Here is a 23,219-nt window from a genome sequence, read left to right as displayed (position 1 = left end):
AATTTATCTTAGTTTACACCTGTAGACATTTTTTTTCAATGTTTTTCTTTATATGTAAAAAAATATTAAGTTTTCCATTAGATAGGCTCACTGAACGAGACAGGTTTTTTAAGGTCATGTACGATTAAACCAATGATGAAAAGAAGGAAGAATGTATCGTTGTGGTTGACAAATTTGTGTTACTGTTATACACTTAATAAAGACCTTTACAAAAGGTATTTATTAAGGAGGCGTATTATTAGAATGAAACCAATTGTAAATCCCATTGTTATGAAAGAAGTGAATACAGACATCGTGCGAAATGCATTAAGAATCGAAAAACAAGCAACAAAGCAGCGAGTATCAACGTTAACAGGATTAAGTACGGTAACAGTAGGTACAATTCTTAATCAACTGATAAAAGATAAAGAGGTCTACGAAACAGATTTAGTTCCATCCAACGGAGGACGCCCTGCTAGGAGTTTTTGCTATAACGCAGAATTTACACATACACTTATTATTTATACGCATGTACAGTCCAATAAAAATACTGTTTTTAGTAGCATAATAAATTTATTTGGAGAATGTGTTCTTGAAAAAAACTTTACAATTGAAAAGATTTTTCTCGATAGTTTTGAGCCTTTAATCGATGAAATGATTAAAAAATACCCTACCATCAAAGCAATTGGATTTGGTCTGCCAGGGATAGAATATGATCATGTTATGATGATCAATGATTATGAACACTTAAAGGATACTTGCTTTACAGAGCACTATAAAAATAAATATAGTATTCCAACGATTACTGAAAATGATGTCAATTTAGCTGCTTTAGGATATTGCCATTCCCACTTTATTGAAGATAATGCTGTTGTCTACATTTATTTTCCACAAAAATATGAACCTGGGGCGGGTATCTTCATAAATGGTGATTTATATAAGGGAATGAATAATTTTGCAGGTGAAATAAAATATTTACCTATAGGGATCAACTGGAAAGAAATAAACTATTTTGATTTTGATACGATTTGTAGCGCCATATCTAAGTTAGTTATTGCTGTTATTTGTACATTTAATCCAACCCAAATTATTGTCTCAGGTGAATTTCTAACGGATTCGCATTTGCAACGAATTTTATGGAATTGTAAACAGACTATAGATGAAATCGTTACGCCACAAATTCTTATGTCGGAAAATTTTGATTTAGACTTTAAAAATGGCTTAAGTATACGAACATTAGAACTTGTCAAATCACAAAAATCATTTTATTAGGAGGAGACATGCTAACGTTTATTTTAATGATCATATATTTAGCTTTTATCAGCTTAGGTCTGCCTGACTCTTTATTAGGGTCTGCATGGCCCATTATGCGTGTTGACTTACAAATGCCATTTTCAGCAGCCGGAATCATCTCTATGATTATTACTGGAAGTACAATTATTTCAAGTTTTTTAAGCGGTAAAATCATTAAAAGATTTGGAACGGGAAAAGTCACTTCTATTAGTGTATTGATGACAGCTATTTCCTTATTTGGATTTTCCTTCTCAATATCCTTTTATTGGATATGTTTATTGGCTATTCTATTGGGGTTAGGTGCTGGTGCTGTAGATTCAGGACTTAATAATTTTGTCGCTTTGCATTACAAAGCGAAACATATGAGTTGGTTGCATTGTTTCTGGGGTATAGGTGCAACCGCAGGTCCTCTCATTATGTCTCTATTTTTAGCGGCAGAAAACGGTTGGCGAAAAGGATATTTACTAATAGCTTCGATACAATTTGTCCTTGTTTTTATTTTGTTCCTTACATTACCCATATGGAGGAATTTTGAGATAAACACAAAGGAGGATCTAGAAAATAATAACATAAACAACGCAAAAAAAAGTTTGTTTTCTATGCCAATAGTCAAAGTTACTTTAGTATCGTTCTTTTGCTACTGTGCTATTGAAATGACAACAGGGTTATGGGGAAGTAGTTATTTAGTAGACACGAAAGATATTTCAGCAGATGTGGCAGCAAAGTGGGTTTCTCTATTTTATTTAGGCGTAACAGTAGGCAGGTTATTTGCTGGATTTATTTCGATGAAAATTAATCCTTATACTTTGATTCGCTTAGGAGAAGTAACAATAATGGTGGGGATTATTTTATTCATTTTACCATTTAATCCCACGATATGTATGGTTGGTTTTATTCTGGTAGGCTTAGGTTGTGCCCCTATCTTTCCTTGTATGCTACACGACACCCCTAATAAAGTTGGAAAGAACTTTTCACAATCTATGATGGGAATACAAATGGCTTTTGCTTACATGGGAAGTACATTGATGCCACCTATATTTGGTGTTTTAGCTACCATTATAGATACTTCTATTTTTCCTGTTTATATTTTCATTTTGCTTATCGTTATGGTGGTATGCGTTGAAAAGACAAACAAACTATTAAAAGGAGAGCAAAAATGAGCTAGATAGATTTTATAGAGGAAGCTGAAGTGCGTATTTCAACATTGATTGAAGAGATTAACAATGAACAGATGATTTCAGCAGGATTTATTCAAGCCAGAGGAAAAGGAAGATCGCGATTTTATGAAATCGGCAGGATCTTATTTTTTTTGTTCTTTAATGTAAAAAATCTAGGAAAAAAAAGGAATAATGTCTAGTTTATAGAAGTACTAAAGAGAGTGTAAGTTTAAAAGAATATTATAGAAACAAAACTCAGAAAGGAGTCTTTCCATGCAAACAACCTACACAGGAAGAACCCAACCGCTACTTCCACGACTACAACAAAACATAAAAAAAGCCAAACACATGGACTTTATCATCTCCTTCATACGAGATTCAGGTATAAAACTTTTAATCAATGACCTAAAAAGTGCACTAGATCGAGGGGCAACCCTACGCCTACTAACAAGCACCTATTTAAATGTAACCGAACCCAATGCCTTATATAGACTTAAAAGTGAACTAAATGATAAAATAGAGATCAAAATATATGATGGTGACAGTGTTTCCTTTCACCCAAAAACCTACATGTTTGAATATGAAGACAGTAAAGGTGAAGTGATTATTGGATCATCTAATATATCAAAGGCAGCCCTTGTAGATGGGATTGAGTGGAATTATGTATTTTCTAAAGATGCATGCTTAGAAGATTATAAGACTTTTAAAAATGAGTTCAATGAATTATATGAAGAAAATAGTTTTAATGCGACATTAGAATGGCTTAGAAATTATGAAAAAAATTATAGAAAAATGATTCATATTCCCAAAAACAGTTTTGTAAATAAGCAAAAAGTGAATACAAAAGAAGAACCGATAAAAGAAATGGAACCCATCAAATTTCAAATACCAGCCCTTTATGAACTAAGTAAAACGAGGGAAGAGGGGTATAATAAAGCATTGGTCATTGTTGCTACAGGACTTGGAAAGACTTATCTTTCGGCTTTTGATACATTGACATTTGATAAGGTATTATTCATTGCTCATAGAGATGAAATACTCAAACAATCTATGGAAACCTTTAAAAATGTTTACAAAGATAAAACGATGGGATTTTTCAATGCGCAAGAAAAGGAAACGGATAAAGAGATTATCTTTGGAAGTATACAAACTTTAGGAAAGAAAGAATATTTAAACGAAGACTATTTCGGCAAAACTTATTTTGATTATATCGTCATTGATGAGTTTCATCATGCAGGGGCAAAGTCTTATGAAAATCTGATAGAATACTTTGAACCTAAGTTTTTACTGGGACTGACGGCTACACCTGATCGGATGGATAATAAAGATATTTATAAGCTTTGTGATTATAATATTGCTTATGCGTGTGATTTCAAGGTTGGGATTAATAATGGATGGCTTGTACCTTTTAAATATTATGGTATATATGATGATCTTATTGATTATGATACAATCCCTTGGCGAAGTGGTAAGTACGATATAAAGGTTTTAGAACATAAATTAAATGCAGATAAAAGAGCAGAGCAGATTTTGCAAAAGTATAAAAACTATGCAGGAAAGAAAACTATCGGATTTTGTGCAAGCATTGCGCATTGTAATTTTATGGCGAGCTTTTTTACAAAGCATAAGATAAAATCAAAATGCATACATAGTGAAAGCAATCATAGAAGAAAATTGATGGAGGATTTTAAAGCTGATAAGATCGATATTTTATTTGTAGTAGATATATTTAATGAAGGAGTAGACATTCCAAATATTGATACAGTCATGTTTCTAAGACCCACAGGATCATATACGATATTCATACAGCAGTTAGGGCGAGGGCTTAGAACGAGTAATGGAAAAGATGAGTTAGTTGTGCTAGACTTTGTAGGAAATTATAAAGGAAGCAATCTAAAGCCACTTTATTTGATGGGTGCGTATGATCATAAAGATCCGAATGGAAAAGGAATGTTGCCAACGGATAAAGATTTTATATTGCCAGAAGGTTGTACTGCAAATTTTGATTTAAAACTTGTAGATTATTTCAAAGAAATAAATGATAAAAAAGAGCCTCTGAAAGAAAAATTAATGCAAGAATATGACAAAATAAAAGAGAATTTAAATAGAGTGCCAAGTATTATGGATATGTATGAAAATGCAAATTATCCTGTACATATTTATCTAAAAACATTTGAATCATGGTATAGAGGTTTAGAGGAAAAAGGAGATTTAAATGATACACAACTTTCATGGAAGGATACTATCGTAGAACAATTTCTAGAAGAACTAGAAAAGACATCTATGTCTAAATCTTATAAAATACCAACCCTTTTGAGTCTTATTGAAGAAACAAGATTAGAAGTATCTGTATCTGCGGAGGATATAGGAAAAAGCTTTAAGACTTTTTATAGTGATGATTTACATGGAAAAGATTTAAATAATAAAAATCATAGAGGTTGGCAAAGTTGGAATTTAAGGAAGTTTAAAAATTTAGCAGTCAATAAACCCATTCATTTTTTGAGCAATGGAAAGTCCAAGAAATTTTTTAATTATGATGCAGATAGTGAGATCTTTTCTTTAGTAAAAGCTTTGCATGAATACATAAATCTATATAATGAAGAATTATTGATGGAAATAAAAGATAGACTACAATACAGAAATATAAATTATTTCCACAGAAAGTATATGGAGGATTAAAATGACCAAAGACTACTATAACAAAAATGCACAAGATTTTGTAGAAAACACCCTAAAAGCAGACATGTCAAAAATTTACTCCCGATTTGAAAAACATCTAAAGACAGGTGCTACCCTGTTAGACCTTGGCTGTGGTTCAGGACGAGACAGTCTATATTTTATAAACAAAGGTTATGACGTAGTAGCAACTGATTATGCAGAGGAACTTGTAGAACATGCGAGTCAACTTCTAAATCATCAAGTGCTACAGCTAGACATGAGGAATTTAGATTTTGATGATACCTTTGATGCGATCTGGGCTTGTGCTTCGATCTTGCATATTCCTAGAGAAGAGATTGTTTTAGTGATTAGAAATTGTGAAAGAGCCTTAAAGAAAAATGGTATTTTTTATCTATCTTTCAAATATGGGGATGATGAAACGTTTAGAAACGGACGATTTTTCAATTCTTACAATGAAGAAAGTTTTCAAAGTTTGATGGATTTGTTTCCAAGTCTAAAGATTATAGATATATGGAAGACTGCTGATGTAAGAGTAGGTAGAGAAGAGGAGCAGTGGTTAAATATTATTGTTGAAAAAAACATGTTAAAATAATCTTTTTAAAAAGTAATGTATGTACTATTTAAAACAATAGATTGAAAGATTGCACTGAATAATAAAGAGTGCTATTTGAAATAATATTAATAAAAGTATTTGAAAAATGATGTTGACAAATATTGCATTAGATAATATAATTACTAAAAATATGAATATTCTAAAAACGATGATGAGAAGAGTAAATATGTGACGGAGTCCTAGCGAGTTGGTGAAGGTGTGAGACCAATACGAAGTGCATGTTGAAGAACATCTTTGAGTTGCTAACCGAAATCCTTTTGGAGAGTAGACTTAGACGGAACCAATCCGTTATTATTTGGACAGCATCGAATGTATTCTGTGCTGATTGAGTTGAACTAATTTAGTTAATTAGGGTGGTACCGCGAAATATAACCTTTCGTCCCTTTACCAGGGATGGAAGGTTTTTTTTATTTATTTGGAAGGGAGAAAATAGAATGAAAAGAGTATTTGTAGATGAGTTGATCGAAGTGGAAGAACAACTGGTTTTATTAAAAGGATGGATTCATAAAATAAAAAGTTTTGGTAAATTCACATTTGTTTTTCTAAGAGATAAAACAGGGGTGGTGCAATTGGTTGTAGATGATGAAGATATGATCAGTAACCTTAAACTTGAAATGTCTGTAGAGGTAGAAGGGATGCTTGTGAAGAATGAAAAGGCGCCTAACAGTATAGAGATTCATGTGAGAAAAATGAAAATGATTGGAAAAACCTACTATGATTTGTTGCCATTTAGTATCAATCAAAAAAAAGTGAATGCATCCCTAGAAACAGAACTTGATTATCGATACATGAGTTTGAGAAGACCAGATAGAAGAGCTGTATTTAAAGTACAAGAAGAAATTGTGGAAAGCTTTAGAAGATATTTAAAGGAAAAAGGCTTTTCTGAGATTCATACGCCTAAGATTATCGCATCAGGGACTGAAGGTGGTTCAGAGATGTTTACAGTGAACTATTTTGAAAAAAGAGCATTCTTAGCACAAAGTCCTCAATTTTATAAGCAGATGATGGTAGGGGCAGGATTTGAATCTGTATTTGAAATAGGGCATGCATATAGAGCAGAGCTTCATAATACATGGAGACATTTAAATGAATATGTAAGCTTAGATGTAGAACTGGGATTTATAGAAGATGAAAATGAATTAATGGATTTAGAAGAAGGATTTTTAAAATTTCTATTTGATCATTTAAAAGAGACTTGTCAAAAGGAACTAAAGGGATATGACATAGAATTACCTAAAATAGAAAAAATACCAAGGATTCCTCTGTCTGATGCACAAAAGATATTACTAGAAGATTATAATAAAAAGTCACCAACTGGAAACATAGATGCAGAGGGAGAAGTTCTGTTTTCAAAATACATTAAGGAAAAATATAACAGCGATTTTGTATTTTTAACCAAATATCCAGTTGCCAAAAGACCTATGTATGCGATGCCTGATGATGAAAATAGAGAAATGACAAAAAGTTTTGACTTAATATATAAAGGTTTGGAAATTACTACTGGGGGACAAAGAATTCATGACTATGAGCTGTTGAAGGAAAATATCATAAGGTTTGGGTTAAAACCAGAAGATTTTGGCTTTTATTTGGATAGTTTTAAATATGGAATGCCTCCGCATGGAGGATTTGCTATAGGGCTTGAGAGACTGACAATGAAGATTATGAATCTAGAAAATATAAGAGAAAGTACACTACTACCAAGAGATATGAATAGAATAATGCCTTAGGAGGAGAAAAATGAAAATTACGACAGAAACAATTAATTATGTTGCAAAACTTGCAAAACTTAAATTTACACAACAAGAAGCGGATCAATTTGCAAATGAATTTGAGAAGATATTCACGCATTTCGAAAATCTTGATAAGGAAGATTTAACAGGGATAAAACTGAATGAATTTAATGAGGTAACTTCTGTTTTGAGAAAAGATGAAATGAAAGTTTTTGAGAGTAAAAAGGAATTGTTTCAAAATGTAAAAAAAATGAGAGAAAACCATATTTCGATTCCAAAGGTTATAGAATAGGAGTGAAGGCATGATAAATATAGAAAAACTAACGATAGCAGAAATAAAAAAAGGCTATATAGACAAAAAGTTTACAGTAATAGAAATCGTAAGTGCTTATATCGATAGAATCAAAAGATTAGACCCGAAAATAAATGCATTTATAACGCTTTGCGAAGAAATGGCTTTAAAAGAAGCTGCAATACTAGATGATAAGATTGAAAATGGTGAAGAAATAGGGCAACTAGGAGGAATTCCAGTAGCGATCAAAGACAATATTTGTACAAAGGGAATAAAAACAAGCTGTGCTTCAAAAGTATTGGAAGATTTTATAGCGCCTTATGATGCTACTGTCGTAAAAAAATTAAAGGATGCTGGGGCAATCATTATTGGAAAAACAAATATGGATGAATTTGCGATGGGTTCATCTACTGAAAACTCAGCATTTAAAATCACAAAAAATCCTTGGGATTTAGGAAAGGTTCCAGGGGGCTCATCGGGAGGGTCAGCAGCAGCGCTAACAGCTGGATTTGCACCACTGACAATCGGTTCAGATACGGGAGGATCTATCAGACAGCCCGCTGCATTTTGTGGGAATGTAGGATTAAAACCTACCTATGGCTTGGTTTCAAGATATGGACTTATTGCTTTTGCATCATCTCTTGATCAGATTGGACCATTTACTAAAGATGTACGTGATTGTGCTTTGAGTCTAGAGGTGCTTCAAGGAAATGATCCATTAGATGCAACAAGTGTTAATGATACAGCAACAAAGGATTATTTAACAGATTTAGATGCAGGAATAGAAGGTTTAAAAATAGGAGTACCAAAGGAGTTTTTTCAAGAGGGATTAGATCCTGAAATTGATGAATCGATCAAAGGAAGTATAAAAAAATTGAAAGAAATGGGTGCGACTGTCGAAGAATTTTCACTACCGATTACAGAGTCGGGTCTTTCTGCTTACTATATTGTATCTTCTGCTGAAGCAAGTTCGAATCTTGCAAGATATGATGGGGTTCGCTATGGTTATAGAGCAGAAACATTTGAAGGAATCGAAGAACTGATAGTAAATTCAAGAAGTGAAGCTTTTGGAAAAGAAGCAAAAAGGAGAATCATGCTTGGGACTTATGTACTTTCTTCAGGATATTATGATGCATATTATAAAAAGGCAATGTTACTTAGAAAAAAAATAAAAAATGTATTTAATGAAGCCTTCAAAAGATATGATATAATCCTTAGTCCTACATCACCTATATTACCTTTTGGCATTGGTGAAAAAACAGAAGATCCATTGCAAATGTATTTAGCAGATATATATACAGTAAATATAAATATTGCTGGATTGCCAGCTATTTCAATACCTTGTGGATTTAGTAAATCCAAATTACCAATAGGCGTTCAATTGATAGGACACCATTATGCTGAAAAGAAATTGTTACAAGCAGCATACAATTTAGAACAAAGTTTAGGTGTTTATAAGGATATACCAGAATTAAAGGGGGTAGAATAATGGCTTACGAGACGGTTATAGGACTTGAAATACACGTAGAGTTAGATACAAAATCGAAAATATTCTGCTCTTGTTCCACTGAATTTGGTGCAAAACCCAATGAAAATACTTGTCCAATCTGTACAGGACTTCCAGGAACATTGCCAGTGCTTAACGAAGAAGTTGTAAATCTTGCGATAAAAGCAGGAAATGCGCTGAATTGTGATATGAATAGGATCAATAAATTTGATCGAAAAAATTATTTTTATCCAGATCTTCCGAAGGCTTATCAGATTTCACAATTTGATTTGCCGATTTGTGAAAATGGATATGTAGACATTCATGTTGATGGAAAAAATAGAAGAATTAATCTTACAAGAATTCATTTAGAAGAAGATGCTGGAAAGCTTATCCACATTGAAGATGAACCTGTAACTTTAGTAGATTATAATAGATGCGGCGTACCGTTAATCGAAATTGTTTCAGAACCAGATATGCGGTCTGCTGAGGAAGCAGTAGAATTTTTAAAGAACTTAAAGGCGATACTTGAATATGCAGAGGTTTCAGACTGTAGAATGGAGCAAGGCTCATTAAGATGTGATGCAAATATCTCGGTAAGAGAAGTAGGGCAGGAAGCGTTGAATACAAAAGTAGAAATTAAAAATATGAACTCTTTTAGAGAAATTCTAAAAGCGATCCAAAAAGAAGAGAAAAGACAGGTCGAACTATATACTTTTGGAGAAGGACATAAAATAAAGCAGGAAACAAGAAAATGGGACAGTAGCAAAGGAAGAACCATTCCTATGCGTTCTAAGGAAGATGCGCATGATTATCGCTATTTTCCTGAACCTGATTTGATGCCTGTGATCATTGCGCAAGATACAATCGCGAAAATCAAACAAAATCTTCCAGAGTTGCCTTCAAAGAAGAAGGAAAGATTCGTAACGTCTTATAAGCTTAGTGAAAAGGAAATAGATATATTGATTGGGAAAAAGATATTGGCTGATTACTTTGAAGCAGTTATATCCTTTGGGGCTGATTCGAAGGAGGCTGCAAACTGGATTATTGTGGATGTTTTACGCGCACTGAAAGAAGAATCAAATGAAGAAATGCCAATAAAAGCACAATATCTTGCGGGTTTAATTAAAATCATTGATCAAGGAAAAATAAGCCGTACAGTAGGGAAGGAAGTGTTTAGTGAACTGATTACTACAGACCAATCTCCTGAAGAGATTGTTAAGCAAAAAGGTTTAAGCCAGATTAGTGGAATGGATCAGATTGAAAAAATAATTGTAGAGATTATTGGTAAGAATCCTCAAGCTGTAGATGATTTCAAAAACGGAAAAGCACAGGCTGTAGGGTTTTTGATGGGACAAACGATGAAAGCAACAAACGGAAAGGTAAATCCAAAGCTAGCAAAAGAGATTCTTGAAAATAAGTTAAAAGAAATGTAAATAGAATTTATGAATAGGATAGATAATTTGTTGTTGCATAAATAAAAGAAATGTTGTATAATGTCTTTAATAAATTGAATGATTAAAAGGGCAAAGGCGTCCAACAAATTATGGAGATATATTCCTTGATTTGTTGACGCTTTTTTATTATGAATTTTAAAAAAGATAAGTATGAGGAGGCGTTGTTATGAATAGTAAGTATAGTAAAGAAGAAATCGTAAAAAAGGTAAAAGAATTGGAATTGGAGTTTATTCATCTACAATTTACAGATATATTAGGGGTTATGAAAAATATATCGATCACGATTGAACAATTGGAAAAAGCTTTAAATAATGAGATTATGTTTGATGGATCATCTATCGATGGCTTTGTTAGAATTGAAGAATCAGATATGTATTTAAGACCAGATTTATCTACATTTGTTGTATTTCCTTGGACCAGTCCTACAAGAGAAGCGAGAATGATTTGTGATGTTTACAAAGCAGATGGAACACCTTTTGGAGGATGTCCAAGAAATACATTGAAAAAGGTATTAAAAGAAGCAAAAGATATGGGCTATATCATGAATGTGGGTCCAGAATGTGAATTTTTTATGTTTCATACAAATGAGAGAGGAGAACCATCCTTAGAAACACATGATAATGCTGGATATTTTGATTTAGCACCAGTAGATTTAGGTGGAAATGCAAGAAAAGATATGACGATTACTTTAAAACAAATGGGATTTGAAATAGAAGCATCACATCATGAGGTAGCACCAGGGCAGCATGAGATTGACTTTAAATATGAAGATGCTTTAACGACAGCAGATAATATTATGACTTTTAAGATGGTGGTTAGAATTATTGCGCAAAGACATGGACTACATGCTACATTTATGCCAAAGCCTAAATTTGGGATCAATGGTTCTGGAATGCATATTAATATGTCTCTTGCTACAATAGATGGGAAAAATGCTTTCTATGATGAAAATGATCCGATGCAGCTATCGAAAGAAGCGTATCATTATTTAGGAGGGACAATAAAGCATGCGAAGAGCTTTGCGGCTTTAACAAACCCTACCATTAATTCATATAAAAGATTGGTTCCTGGATATGAAGCACCCGTGCTCATTGCTTGGTCTGCAAGCAATAGAAGTCCATTAGTTAGAATACCAGCTAAAAGAGGAAATTCTACGAGAATTGAGCTTAGAAATCCAGATCCATCTGCAAATCCGTATTTAGCATTAGCAGCCGTTTTAAAGGCAGGGTTAGATGGAATAAAAAATGAAATTGAGCCTCCAGCACCCGTACTAAGCAATGTTTATCATATGAATGAAGATGAAAAAAAGGAAAAAGGAATTGAGAGTCTTCCTGCAAACTTATACGAAGCAATTTCAGAATTATCAAAAGATGAAGTGATAAAAGAAGCAATAGGCAAACATATTTATAAAAAATTTAGAGATGCTGCCTTATATGAGTGGAATGAATACTCGAAATTTGTTTCACAATGGGAATTAGATAGGTATTTGAGAAAATTCTAGCATTTCTTTAAATCTGGAGTGATGATATGGAACTTTATAGGATTGTGGTTGCAGAAAGTAGTGAAACTTATAGAAATCAAGTTTGTAAGTTATTGAATCAAAGAGGATATAAAACGTATCATGCAACAGATAGTGCAGGTGCTATAAGAATTTCCAGAAGCATATATCCAGATATTGTGATAATGGATGTGAATTTATGGGGAATGAAAGCCTATGAAGCAGCACGGATTATAGAAGAGGATAAACTATCTACCGTTATTTTCATAATAAGCAATCCGACAGATACTTTTTATCAAAAATTAAGAAACATGAATGTATTTGCTTATATTATGAAACCAATGCATGCAGATCAGCTGTATCGTACAGTAGAGTTTTCTATTATGAATGCGCAAAAAATAAAATCACTATCCAATAAGATCGAAAAACTTGAAAATACTTTAGAAAATAGAAAGAAAGTAGATAAAGCAAAAGGATTATTGATGGAAAACTTGAAATTCTCAGAGAATGAAGCTTATAAATGGTTAAGAAAAAAAAGCATGAACACTTGTATATCCATAGATAAAATGGCTGAAAAAATAATAGAAAAATATAGATAAATGGTATAAGGACTTTTCCTTATACCATTTTCTATGTGTGCGCCCAGCATAGGCAAAAATAGTCGGTTCTTCTATTATGGGGCTTGAAAGTGTAAATATATATGATGAAAATCTTCTCCATTTTTCGGGGAAAAATTTTTTATGGCCTAATCGTACGATCATTATAGTATAATGAGGATATGGAAATATTTGAATGAATGAGATGGATAGAATAAAAATGATAAAGGCGCAAAATTTTATAGGGTTGTATTTACAGAAGATAAAAGACAGAAGATAAGGAGCAATATATATGATGTATACAAATTTGAGCGAAATTATTTATAGTTTATCAAGAGCGCTTGATTTATCAGCGAGTGGTGTGGCAAATCATCATAAGATCGTTGCACTGATTTGTCTTTCAATAGCAAAGAAGCTGAATATGAAAGAGGAGAATCGGGATCTGCTTTTTCTGAGTGCATTGGTACATGATGCAGGGGTTATTAGTAAAGAAGAAGCGAAAGACTTGTTAGTTTTTGAGGATGATAAGCCTTTTGAACATTGTAGAAAAGGATATGAAATTTTCTTTGGGAGTAAGCATACGGTTGAGATTGCAAAAATACTTTTATTTCATCATGATCATTGGAAGGATGTAAATGAATCAGATATAAAAAAAGATGAAATTGCATTAAATAGCAATATTATTTATTTGGCGGATCGGGTAGCTATAGAAGTACAAAAAGATAAGGGATATATTCTAAGCCGAAACAAGGAGATTATACATAAAATTGCGATTGAAAGAGGAACAAGATTTAATCCAGTTGTGGTGGATGCTTTTTTGGAAGTTTCAGAACAAGAAGCGTTTTGGTTAGATTTGCAATCCAAAATAATTGGGGAGTTAGTTAATTTTTATAAACCTAAAATCAAGGTGCATATTACCTCAACAGAACTTGTAGATATTGCATTTGCTTTTTCCAAAATAATTGATAGTAAGAGTCCATATACATATAATCATTCGAATGGCGTAGCATTGGTTGCAGAATTTTTGGCGGATAAATTTGGATTTAGTGAAAATGAAAAAATTATGATTAAGGTTGCAGGATATCTTCATGATCTTGGTAAGATTGCGGTACCGAATTATATTTTGGATAAAACATCTAAGCTAAGTAAAGAGGAATTTGAAATTGTTAAGAAGCATCCTTTTTATTCGTATCGTTTGATTCAAAATATTCCAGGCTTTGAAGAAATTGCAGCTTGGGGTGCTTTTCATCACGAAAAGTTAGATGGTTCTGGATATCCTTTTCGATTAAAAGGAGATGAGATTCCACTTGGTTCTAGAATTATGGCTGTGAGTGATATGTTTGTTGCGTTGACGGAAGATCGGCCTTATAGAAAAGGTCTTAATAAAGATATTTGCTTAGGGATTTTGAAAAAAGAAAGTAGTATGGGGTATATTGATGAAAATGTTGTGAATTTTGTTGAATTGTTCTATGATGAATTGGTTTTATTAGTAAAGAAATAGGTGTGATTTCGCGCCTGTTTTTTATTTTGCCAAATTTGAATGAAGTTACAAAAATACATAAGATTTTGTAATTAAAGAGGAATCAATGATTGAAGTTTATATTAACTAAAAATTAACATATTCTTTAAGTACGCATAACATTATAGGAATATACTATGACTTGAAAACAACTTAAGGAGGTTTTTATTGTGAAGAAAAATGTATTTTCAAAGATTGTTTTTGTAGTATTGTTGGTTACATTATTTACAGCAAGTGGTATGACTGGATTACAAGAAAAAAGTATGATGCATGGAAATGTAGTAGAGGCTGTTTCTCAAGATGCACCTAAATATGTATTTTATTTCATAGGAGATGGGATGGGCGCATCTCAAAGACAAATGGCAGAGTATTACTTGCAGGAAACAACAAATAATAAGGACGCAAAGCTAGTAATCAATAATTTACCAGTAGCAGGGATTAATACAACTTATTCAGAAGATAGTTTAGTAACAGATTCAGCAGCAGCAGGAACAGCACTTGCTACAGGATATAAAACAAATAATGGTATGATTGCACAGCTTCCAAATGGTAAAAAAGTAAAAACCCTTGTAGAAGCTGCAGAAGAAAAGGGAATGGCAACAGGAATTGTTTCAACTACAAGATTAACACATGCAACACCAGCAGTATTTGCATCTCACAATGCAAGTAGAGATAATGAAAATGAGATTGCAGAAGACTTTGTAACGAGTGGCGTAGATTTCTTTGCAGGTGGTGGTGCAAGATATTTTATTCCAAAAGATGGATTAAAAGATGGAGAAGCATTGATGAAATCCAAAAGAGTAGATAATAGAAATTTGATTAAGGAGTTTGAAAAATCTGGATATAAAACTTTCTTGGGCAAAACATCAACAGATGCATTTAGAAATATGACTGTTAATGGACAACAAAAAGTATTTGCTGCTTTTAATGATTCACATATGCCTTATGAAGTGGACAGAGTACATAATAATGATGTGCCTAGTTTAGCAGAAATGACAGAAAAGGGTATAGATGTTTTATCAGAATATGACAAAGGTTTCTTCATGATGGTAGAAGGCGGAAGGATCGACCATGCATGTCATGCAAATGATGCAAAAGGGGCAATTAATGATACATTAGCTTTTGATGAAGCGGTTAAAAAAGCCTATACATTTTATAAAGAACATCCAAAGGAAACTTTAATTGTTGTTGTAGGAGATCATGAAACAGGTGGTATGGGACTTGGATTTGGTAAAAATTATTTCTTGAAAATGAATAACTTAAAGGATGTAAAAATTTCTGTTGAAGATGTGCTTCAAGGAAAATATACAGGAGACCGTGACACATATTTTAAGTATATCGCTGAAAACTTTGGTTTGAAAAATTTAACAACTGACGAAAAAGCTAAAATTGAAAAAGCGATGGATAGGGTAGACAAAAAAGAAGAAATAGATAGAAATGAATATGGTGGATATGATCCCGTTGCAATTGAAGCAACTCATGTTCTTTCAGAAAGAACGAATATGCAATGGACAACTTATGCGCATACAGCAACTTCTATACCTATGTCTGCTGTAGGGGTAGGACAAGAGAATTTCTCGGGATACAAAGATAATACTGAAATTGCACAAGATATGGCTAAATTAATGAGATTTGCATTGACAAAATAATAAGTGAAAAAAGATATGGTTTTTATTAAAAATAGCTAGGTTTTTCCTGGCTATTTTCCCCTTTTTATAAATATTTTGGTAGAGGTGAAAGCATATGAAAAAAGGAATTATGATTTCGATTGTGATTGGATTGATGATTTTTATAGTAGGATCATTTAATTATGAGAATTCTGAAAAGAATGAAAATACATTTGAAGTAAGTGCTGTTGTTTTAGAAACAGATGATTCAGGGATGATACAAGCTGGAATTTCTAAAATAGGAGATCAGTCCGTAACAGTCATAATAACAGAAGGAAAACATAAAGGAGAAAACTTAGAAGCGAAAAATCATCTTATGGGAAAACTAGATTATGATAATTACTATAAAAAGGGAGATAAAATAGTAGTAGCAATATTAGAAGAAGAGGACAATATCCAGCAAGCTATAACGGTCGATCTTTATAGACAAGGGTGGCAGATGATTTTGTTTGTTTTATTTGTAATATGCCTTATTTTGTATGCAGGGGTTACGGGGATTAAGGCACTCTTTTCTTTTGTGGCAAGTGTATGTATTATATGGATGTTTTTAATTCCATCACTATTAAATGGGAAAAGCCCGTTGATTTTATCCATGGTTACATTAACCCTTTTATCCGCGATTATTATTTTTTCTATCGCGGGCTTTACAAAAAAAGGCGTTTCTGCTTTTGTAGGAACCATGTCAGGGATTATTGTGACAATGGGACTGACAATTTTCTTTGGCGATAAATTAGCTCTTTTGGGTATGACTAGTCCTTTTGCTGAGACATTGTTATTTAGTGGTCATATGGATTTGAATATGCAACATATTTTTTATGCAGCTATTATTATGGGTGCATCAGGGGCTGCTATGGATATTGCTATGGATGTTTGTGCATCTATGGAAGAAATTAAAAATAAAAAACCGGATATAGATAGGAAAGGATTGATACAATCTGGATTTAACGTAGGAAGAGCTGTAATTGGAACTATGACGACGACCCTTTTACTAGCTTATTCAGGAGGCTATCTAACACTACTTATGTTATTTATGAGCAAAAATACTAGTCTTGCTAGAATGATGAATTTAAAAATCGTAGCAGCAGAGATTATGAGGACGATTGTAGGGAGCATTGGATTGGTTTTAGTTGCACCTATTACAGCATTGGTTGCGGGAGTTATTTTTAGTCATGATTTTAGTAAGGGCTGGAATCTGTTTGAAGTGAAGAAAATATAAAAATATTAAAAGTGATATAATTGTTTAAATCCAAATACTGGGTCATTGTCCATAAAAGGCAAAACTGCTTTGATTGAAAATGAATTTGGCGATATTATTGATCAGTGATGAAACCATTGTATTGATTTGCTGTAATTGTTATAGATAAAACAACAAGAATTAGTAAAATTATTGAATAAATAATAGCCTTTGTGATATCTTATAAGTAGGAGTTAGTCGTTTGTAAAAGTGAGGTTGAATTTATGGAAAATAAAAATAGAGAGATTCTATTTGAGATATTACAAGATATGGAAGACTTTGCAAATATGAAAAATATTGAATATCCGCCTATTTATTTATTGGGCGGTTCTGGATGCATTGTTGCAGGCTATTTGGATAGAGCTACAACAGATGTTGACTTTTTAGATATGGATTATCAAGCGAATATTGGTAGGTTGTTTAAAATTTTAGATAGATTTGATATGTTGGATATTTATCTTACTACGATTCCATTAGATTTCATAAAAAGGGCCATAAAAATCAAGGAATTTCAAAATATTTACGTATTGTCAAAAGAGGATATTATTTTGAGTAAAATAGGTAGGTATTCGGAAAAAGATATAGAGGATATGGAGATCCTTATAAAAGATGCGGACAAACAATTGATCTTAGAATTGATTGGGGTTGTGGAAAAGAGAAATGATATAGGCGAAAAAGTAAAGAATGTTTTTATTAAAAATGTACATTTGTTTAAGGAGCGATTTTATGTATAAACAATTTTGCAAAAACTTTAAAAACTTCTTACAGATTAATGAATCTAAGGATTATCGTTATAAAATTGGGCGTGAGATAGAAGTTTTGACAAATGTAGATGTGTACAATCAATTAAAAGAACGCAAGAATGTAAAATATAGGGAAACTGCCAATTTTATATTTGAAATTTCTCAGTATGAACATCAGTATCCTTCAATCAAAAAATTTGTTTGGGAGTTGTGGGGATATGGATTTGACGTTAAGAGATTTGATGAGGTAGAGGTTGAACCAAGGGAACGAATAGAAGAGAAAGTGAAATTGATTGATTTGTTATTAGGAACCCATTATTGGGCTTGAAAGTGTCGTTAAAAAAGAAGATCAAAACGCTATAAAAGAGCAATGATCTTCTTTTTTATTTCTCAAGATTTGAAGGAAATTACAAAAACATATAGAATTTTGTAATCACGGAGTAACGAACGATTGAAGGAAGGTGCAGTTATGTCAGAGGTGATTCTCAATGAAGAAGAAAAAAAGAATATAGAACTTCCATTTGCAAAGAATACAATGATTCCTACGGTATGTGTAAATATATGTGATCGATCAAAACCAGGATTTATTGTACCTGTGCTAAATTATAGTGCGGCTGGAAATCCAATAAATACCCAAGAACGATTTGAAGAAAATATCTTTATACCAGAGAGTTTTGACAAGGATAAAAGAATTATAGCTGTAAAGATAAAAGGGAATAGTATGAAGGATATAGGCGTAAATGACGAAAGCGTTGTACTCGTAAAAACGGGAACATATTTTAAGAGTGGCATAATTGGCATTGTTAATTTAATGGATGATCAGTATGAGTGGGGAACTACTTGTAAAAAAATTGTGTATGAAAATGGTCATTATCGGTTGATTTCTTTAAATGGTGAGAAAAATTATGAAGATCGGATCGTTAAAGCAGAAGAAATACGCTATGTTGGAGAAGTGATTGGGAGATATGAAGGGATCTATGATTAGGGAATAAAAATATTCTTGAATATCCGCCCATTTATTTATTGGGTGGTTCTGGCTGTAGTGTTGCAGGCTATTTGGATATTATCCTGAACTTGTAGAACCTGATCCAAGTTATCATGGACTTAAATATGTAGATGATTTTAGGAAATCGGCATATATTGTTAAGCCACGTGTACAATTTTTAAGAGATTACGGATGTTGAAGACTTTGATCAAGCATTAAAGAAAATTTAGTAGAGAATATTTAAATGGAGGTGGATGTATGCCAGTGATTGTTCCCAAAAATCTTCCTGCGGTGGATATGCTCATAGAGGAAAATATTTTTAATTTTTTAGATTAAATAATGGTAAAATATGATAAAATTAGTAAAACATAAAACAAATCTATTTTTATTGATAAGTTAGAAAGGGGAGAGAAAATGAAAAGACTATTAGCCATTATTTTAATACTTACATTGATGATGCCAACAACATTTATAGGCTATGCCAACGAAAACATGAATAGTCAAGAATTTAGCGACATCAAAGATCACTGGGCAGAGCAGACGATCAAAAAGCATCATAAAATGGGCATGTTAAGTGGTTATCCAGACGGAACCTTTAAACCAGATCAGCAAATGAAAAGGTCTGAATTGATTACATTAGTCAACAAATATTTTGGACTAAAAGAAGAAGCCAATCAAAACTTTGAGGATGTATTAGGGTCAGAATGGTATGCAGGGGAAACAGCAAAAGCAGAATACTATGGGTATATAGAAGATTTAGAAGCTAGACCAGAGGAACTAGCTAGTAGAGAAGATGTAGTAAATATGATGAGCCTCATATTAGATACACAAGAGCAAACATCAAAAGATGAAAAAAAAGAATTTACAGATTTAAAAGATACAGATAAAAAAACAGAAGAACGGATAGAAAAATTTTCAGAAAATGGATACATTGGTGGTTATAAAGATGGAAGCTTCAAACCAAAGAGAATTATTAATAGAGCAGAAATTTTGACGATCATAGAAAATATATTAGGCTATGTTGTAACGAGTCAAGAAGACGTAGACAATATGCCTGAGGGTGTTACAAAAGTTACAATCATCAATCCAAATATCATAATAGAAAATAAAGAAATCAAAGGGGATGTATACATAGCCCCTGGGGTTAATGGAAGCATAACCATCAGAAATAGCAAAATCAAAGGACAAATGCATGTGTCGGGAGGAACGACGAAAAAACCAATACAACTAGAAAATGTAGAGGTAGAAAAGATCATTATTACAAAAATAAAAAATGAACCAAAGGTAGCAATTACAGGAAAAAGTAATATAGGAGAAATAAAAACAAAAGCAGAAGCAAAAATAGAAATATCAGGAGAAACAACGGTAGGAGAAATAAAAACCAAAGCAAAAACGGAATTAAAGCTAGATAAAGATGTAAAGGTAGAAAAAGTAATTATAGAAGGAAAAACAAAATTAGATACACAAAAGGGCAGTCAAATAAAAAATTTAGTAGCAAAGGAACAAGCAGAAATTACTGGTGAAGGAACGATTAATAGAGCAGAGATCAAAAGTGAAAATGTAGTGATTGAAAAAAGACCAGATTATGTAAAAGTAGATGATGAAGTAGAGCATACGAATATAGGAAAAGACAAAATGGATGCTAAAAATGATGATGAGAAAGAAAATAGTGGCGGTGGTAGTAGTAGTAGTAAAAATAATAGTAGTAGTAATAAAGATACAACAGCGCCAACGTGGATAGCAGGATATCCCTATGCAGAGATCAAGAGTAATGAATTGAAAATATTTACAAACCTAAATGAAAAAGCAACAGTGTACTATTCTGTATATGAAGAAGATAGAAACTTTACAGTAGATGCGTTAATAGCGATTGGAAATAGCTATCAGGCGGAAGCGAATGTAGCAGAAACAGTATATAGTTGTGGAATAGAAACAGGAAAAACTTATCATATATCTTTGACAGCAGTAGATACATATAACAATAAACAAAGTAGTGTAGAAAAAATAGCGGTATCAGAAATAGATACCACACCACCCATGAATGTAGCAGGATATCCAAAAGTAACAGATGTAACAAAAGATGGATTTAAATTAAAAACAAAGATTCATGAAGGTGGAACAGGGTATTATATAGTATTGCCACACGGTATGGCAGCACCAAGTGCTGAGCAAGTGAAAAATGGTCAAGATAGTAATGGAACCAATGCGCAGATAAAAGGTAGTACTTTATTAAATGCAAAAGAAGAGGCTGTATCAGTAGTAACAGGGTTAGGAGAAGGTATAGCATATGATGCATATATCGTGTGCGTCGACCATGCAGGAAATATACAAGCAGCACCAACAAAAATAGAAATAGCAACAAGCATTTCAACAGATACAACCGAACCAATAGTAGGAAATACTGGAACAATCACAGCAAGTAATGAAACGGCAAATAGTGTAGATATAAGTTGGACAGCAGGAAGTGATGATCGAACAGCCGAAGGAAATCTATCCTACAAGGTGGTATATTCAACCACGAATAGCATCAATAGCGTAGCAGATATAGAAACCAGTGCAAATGGAATAGTAGCAAAGGATTGGACAGCGAATATAACGAGCGCTACAGTAACTGGATTAAATGAAAACACAACCTATTATTTCAATGTATTAGTAAAGGATGAAGCAGGAAACATAGCAGCATATACAGCAGCATCAAAAGCAACATTATTATCCGCAGATACAACCGAACCAACAGTAGGAAATGGTGGAACGATCACAGCAAGCAATGAAACGGCAAATAGTGTAGATGTAAGCTGGACAGCAGGAAGTGATGATCGAACAGCCGAAGGGAATCTGTCTTACAAGGTAGTCTATGCAACCACTGATAACATCAATAGTGTAGCAGATATAGAAACCAGTGCAAATGGAACAGTAGCAAAGGATTGGACAGCGAATATAAACAACTTCCAAGTAACAGGATTAACTGAAAATACAACATATTATTTCAATGTATTAGTAAAGGATGAAGCAGGAAACATAGCTGTATACACAGTAGCATCAAAAGCAACAGTATTATCCGCAGATGCAACCGCACCAACAGTAGGAAATAGTGGAACAATCACAGCAAGCAATGAAACTGTAAATAGTGTAGATGTAAGTTGGACAGCAGGAAATGATAATCGAACAGCCGAAGGGAATCTGTCTTACAAGGTAGTCTATGCAACCACTGATAACATCAATAGTGTAGCAGATATAGAAACCAGTGGAAATGGAACAGTAGCAAAGAATTGGACAGCGAATATAACGAGTGCTACAGTAACTGGATTAAATGAAAACACAACATATTATTTCAATGTATTAGTAAAAGATGAAGCAGGAAACATAGCGGTATACACAGTAGCATCAAAAGCAACAGTATTATCCGCAGATACAACCGAACCAACAGTAGGAAATGGTGGAACGATCACAGCAAGCAATGAAACCGTAAGTAGTGTGGATATAAGCTGGACAGCAGGAAGTGATGATCGAACAGCCGAAGGGAATCTGTCTTACAAGGTAGTCTATGCAACCACGAATAACATCAATAGCGTAGCAGAGATAGAAACCAGTGCAAATGGAATAGTAGCAAAGGATTGGACAGCAAATATAACAAGCGCTACAGTAACTGGATTAACTGAAAACACAACCTATTATTTTAACGTATTAGTAAAGGATGAAGCAGGAAACATAACCGCATATACAGCGGCATCAAAAGCAACCGCAACAGCAGTTCCAGCAATATTAACCATAAATGGTTATGTAGATGTTATGAGCTACTACGACGCTAATGGAACCTATTCCTTAGAGAATGAGGAATATAACGGCAAAAAATCATATAAAATGACTAAGGTTGAAGATGGAAGAACAAACACATATTATATAATATGGGAAGAAGATAATTACACTATGGTCCAATGGGGGGGGCCTTCAGCGGATGATGCCACAGCACCCCATTCGGCTAGATGGTGGTTACGTGTAGACGATCCCAATGAGACTGGTAAAACTGACATAGATTGCTATATAGATGCTGCATCTAGCAATGGAGCAGATAGTAATATCCCACCAACAGGACAAAATTGGTTTGATGCCCTTAATATAGGATGGGATAATACACTAGAAAATACCAACGCTACCATCACATACTAAAACATAAAAAAATCCAGATAGGGTTCATCTAAAATGTACCCTATAGAGTAGACATTAAAAAAAGTCTACCCTGTAGGGTATTTTTATGTATAATAGAAAAAAACAAGAATGGTGGAAGATAAAA

Annotated in this window: 18 protein-coding genes and 1 other annotated feature; all 18 genes read left to right on the top strand. The window is 33.1% G+C overall.

Going from position 1 to position 23,219, the window contains the following annotated elements; genetic code table 11:
* Window positions 1-243: 243 nt before the first annotated feature.
* The 18 genes from EV214_RS16670 to EV214_RS16590 all read left to right on the top strand — a co-directional run bounded on the left by EV214_RS16670 (window position 244) and on the right by EV214_RS16590 (window position 23,095).
* Window positions 244-1,251, top strand: coding sequence for an ROK family protein (locus EV214_RS16670; RefSeq protein WP_165916433.1), 1,008 nt, complete (start codon window positions 244-246; stop codon window positions 1,249-1,251).
* Between the two features lie 8 nt (window positions 1,252-1,259).
* Window positions 1,260-2,432, top strand: a complete 1,173-nt coding sequence (locus tag EV214_RS16665) for an MFS transporter (protein ID WP_132247808.1) — start codon at window positions 1,260-1,262, stop codon at window positions 2,430-2,432.
* 29 nt (window positions 2,433-2,461) lie between these two features.
* Window positions 2,462-2,629 carry a hypothetical protein gene (locus EV214_RS18870; protein WP_165916432.1) on the top strand — a complete coding sequence of 56 codons (168 nt, stop codon included), beginning with the start codon at window positions 2,462-2,464 and terminating at the stop codon, window positions 2,627-2,629.
* Between the two features lie 73 nt (window positions 2,630-2,702).
* Window positions 2,703-5,108 carry a DEAD/DEAH box helicase family protein gene (locus EV214_RS16660; protein ID WP_132247806.1) on the top strand — a complete coding sequence of 802 codons (2,406 nt, stop codon included), beginning with the start codon at window positions 2,703-2,705 and terminating at the stop codon, window positions 5,106-5,108.
* A 1-nt stretch (window position 5,109) separates the two neighbouring features.
* Window positions 5,110-5,700: a class I SAM-dependent methyltransferase gene (locus EV214_RS16655; protein WP_132247804.1), complete on the top strand. Its 591-nt coding sequence runs from the start codon at window positions 5,110-5,112 to the stop codon at window positions 5,698-5,700.
* A gap of 160 nt (window positions 5,701-5,860) precedes the next feature.
* Window positions 5,861-6,108, top strand: a binding site (T-box leader).
* 47 nt (window positions 6,109-6,155) lie between these two features.
* Window positions 6,156-7,448, top strand: a complete 1,293-nt coding sequence (gene aspS, locus EV214_RS16650) for an aspartate--tRNA(Asn) ligase (RefSeq protein ID WP_132247802.1) — start codon at window positions 6,156-6,158, stop codon at window positions 7,446-7,448.
* Between the two features lie 10 nt (window positions 7,449-7,458).
* A complete protein-coding gene (gatC, locus tag EV214_RS16645; protein WP_132247800.1) occupies window positions 7,459-7,743 on the top strand; it encodes an Asp-tRNA(Asn)/Glu-tRNA(Gln) amidotransferase subunit GatC in 285 nt (94 codons plus the stop codon).
* Between the two features lie 10 nt (window positions 7,744-7,753).
* Window positions 7,754-9,232 (top strand): Asp-tRNA(Asn)/Glu-tRNA(Gln) amidotransferase subunit GatA, encoded by a 1,479-nt coding sequence (gene gatA / locus EV214_RS16640; RefSeq protein ID WP_330571332.1) that lies wholly within the window; start codon window positions 7,754-7,756, stop codon window positions 9,230-9,232.
* Window positions 9,232-10,665: an Asp-tRNA(Asn)/Glu-tRNA(Gln) amidotransferase subunit GatB gene (gene gatB / locus EV214_RS16635; protein WP_132247798.1), complete on the top strand. Its 1,434-nt coding sequence runs from the start codon at window positions 9,232-9,234 to the stop codon at window positions 10,663-10,665. Before gatA ends, gatB begins: the two co-directional genes overlap by 1 nt.
* Before the next feature lie 187 nt (window positions 10,666-10,852).
* On the top strand, window positions 10,853-12,187 hold the full coding sequence (gene glnA, locus EV214_RS16630) for a type I glutamate--ammonia ligase (RefSeq protein ID WP_132247796.1): 1,335 nt from the start codon (window positions 10,853-10,855) through the stop codon (window positions 12,185-12,187).
* Window positions 12,188-12,213: 26 nt separating this feature from the next.
* Window positions 12,214-12,783 carry an ANTAR domain-containing response regulator gene (locus EV214_RS16625; protein ID WP_132247794.1) on the top strand — a complete coding sequence of 190 codons (570 nt, stop codon included), beginning with the start codon at window positions 12,214-12,216 and terminating at the stop codon, window positions 12,781-12,783.
* 289 nt (window positions 12,784-13,072) lie between these two features.
* Window positions 13,073-14,281 carry an HD-GYP domain-containing protein gene (locus tag EV214_RS16620; RefSeq protein WP_132247792.1) on the top strand — a complete coding sequence of 403 codons (1,209 nt, stop codon included), beginning with the start codon at window positions 13,073-13,075 and terminating at the stop codon, window positions 14,279-14,281.
* Between the two features lie 188 nt (window positions 14,282-14,469).
* Complete coding sequence (locus EV214_RS16615; protein ID WP_243116704.1) at window positions 14,470-15,948, top strand: alkaline phosphatase; 1,479 nt, start codon at window positions 14,470-14,472, stop codon at window positions 15,946-15,948.
* Window positions 15,949-16,042: 94 nt separating this feature from the next.
* The gene (locus tag EV214_RS16610; protein ID WP_132247790.1) at window positions 16,043-17,182 is read left to right on the top strand and encodes a YibE/F family protein; all 1,140 of its coding nucleotides are present in this window, start codon (window positions 16,043-16,045) and stop codon (window positions 17,180-17,182) included.
* A 242-nt stretch (window positions 17,183-17,424) separates the two neighbouring features.
* Window positions 17,425-17,934: a DUF6036 family nucleotidyltransferase gene (locus tag EV214_RS16605; protein WP_132247788.1), complete on the top strand. Its 510-nt coding sequence runs from the start codon at window positions 17,425-17,427 to the stop codon at window positions 17,932-17,934.
* Complete coding sequence (locus EV214_RS16600; protein WP_132247786.1) at window positions 17,927-18,271, top strand: hypothetical protein; 345 nt, start codon at window positions 17,927-17,929, stop codon at window positions 18,269-18,271. Before EV214_RS16605 ends, EV214_RS16600 begins: the two co-directional genes overlap by 8 nt.
* 141 nt (window positions 18,272-18,412) lie before the next feature.
* Window positions 18,413-18,928, top strand: coding sequence for a LexA family protein (locus tag EV214_RS16595; RefSeq protein ID WP_132247784.1), 516 nt, complete (start codon window positions 18,413-18,415; stop codon window positions 18,926-18,928).
* A 414-nt stretch (window positions 18,929-19,342) separates the two neighbouring features.
* Window positions 19,343-23,095, top strand: a complete 3,753-nt coding sequence (locus EV214_RS16590) for a fibronectin type III domain-containing protein (protein WP_132247783.1) — start codon at window positions 19,343-19,345, stop codon at window positions 23,093-23,095.
* The last annotated feature ends 124 nt before the right edge of the window (window positions 23,096-23,219 follow it).

Source organism: Marinisporobacter balticus (assembly GCF_004345705.1).
GTDB lineage: Bacteria > Bacillota > Clostridia > Peptostreptococcales > Thermotaleaceae > Marinisporobacter > Marinisporobacter balticus.
The sequence above is the reverse complement of the archived record's forward strand: the minus strand, read 5'-3'. Positions and strand labels throughout refer to the sequence as shown.

What these genes read in the sequence shown, in the direction of transcription:
- EV214_RS16655 (WP_132247804.1), top strand. Translation starts at nt 5,110, where the DNA reads ATGACCAAAGACTACTATAACAAAAATGCACAAGATTTTGTAGAAAAC.
- EV214_RS16660 (WP_132247806.1), top strand. Translation starts at nt 2,703, where the DNA reads ATGCAAACAACCTACACAGGAAGAACCCAACCGCTACTTCCACGACTA.
- gatC (WP_132247800.1), top strand. Translation starts at nt 7,459, where the DNA reads ATGAAAATTACGACAGAAACAATTAATTATGTTGCAAAACTTGCAAAA.
- EV214_RS16620 (WP_132247792.1), top strand. Translation starts at nt 13,073, where the DNA reads ATGATGTATACAAATTTGAGCGAAATTATTTATAGTTTATCAAGAGCG.
- EV214_RS16625 (WP_132247794.1), top strand. Translation starts at nt 12,214, where the DNA reads ATGGAACTTTATAGGATTGTGGTTGCAGAAAGTAGTGAAACTTATAGA.
- EV214_RS16670 (WP_165916433.1), top strand. Translation starts at nt 244, where the DNA reads ATGAAACCAATTGTAAATCCCATTGTTATGAAAGAAGTGAATACAGAC.
- EV214_RS16600 (WP_132247786.1), top strand. Translation starts at nt 17,927, where the DNA reads ATGTATAAACAATTTTGCAAAAACTTTAAAAACTTCTTACAGATTAAT.
- glnA (WP_132247796.1), top strand. Translation starts at nt 10,853, where the DNA reads ATGAATAGTAAGTATAGTAAAGAAGAAATCGTAAAAAAGGTAAAAGAA.
- gatB (WP_132247798.1), top strand. Translation starts at nt 9,232, where the DNA reads ATGGCTTACGAGACGGTTATAGGACTTGAAATACACGTAGAGTTAGAT.
- EV214_RS16590 (WP_132247783.1), top strand. Translation starts at nt 19,343, where the DNA reads ATGAAAAGACTATTAGCCATTATTTTAATACTTACATTGATGATGCCA.
- EV214_RS16665 (WP_132247808.1), top strand. Translation starts at nt 1,260, where the DNA reads ATGCTAACGTTTATTTTAATGATCATATATTTAGCTTTTATCAGCTTA.
- EV214_RS16610 (WP_132247790.1), top strand. Translation starts at nt 16,043, where the DNA reads ATGAAAAAAGGAATTATGATTTCGATTGTGATTGGATTGATGATTTTT.
- aspS (WP_132247802.1), top strand. Translation starts at nt 6,156, where the DNA reads ATGAAAAGAGTATTTGTAGATGAGTTGATCGAAGTGGAAGAACAACTG.
- EV214_RS16605 (WP_132247788.1), top strand. Translation starts at nt 17,425, where the DNA reads ATGGAAAATAAAAATAGAGAGATTCTATTTGAGATATTACAAGATATG.
- gatA (WP_330571332.1), top strand. Translation starts at nt 7,754, where the DNA reads ATGATAAATATAGAAAAACTAACGATAGCAGAAATAAAAAAAGGCTAT.
- EV214_RS16595 (WP_132247784.1), top strand. Translation starts at nt 18,413, where the DNA reads ATGTCAGAGGTGATTCTCAATGAAGAAGAAAAAAAGAATATAGAACTT.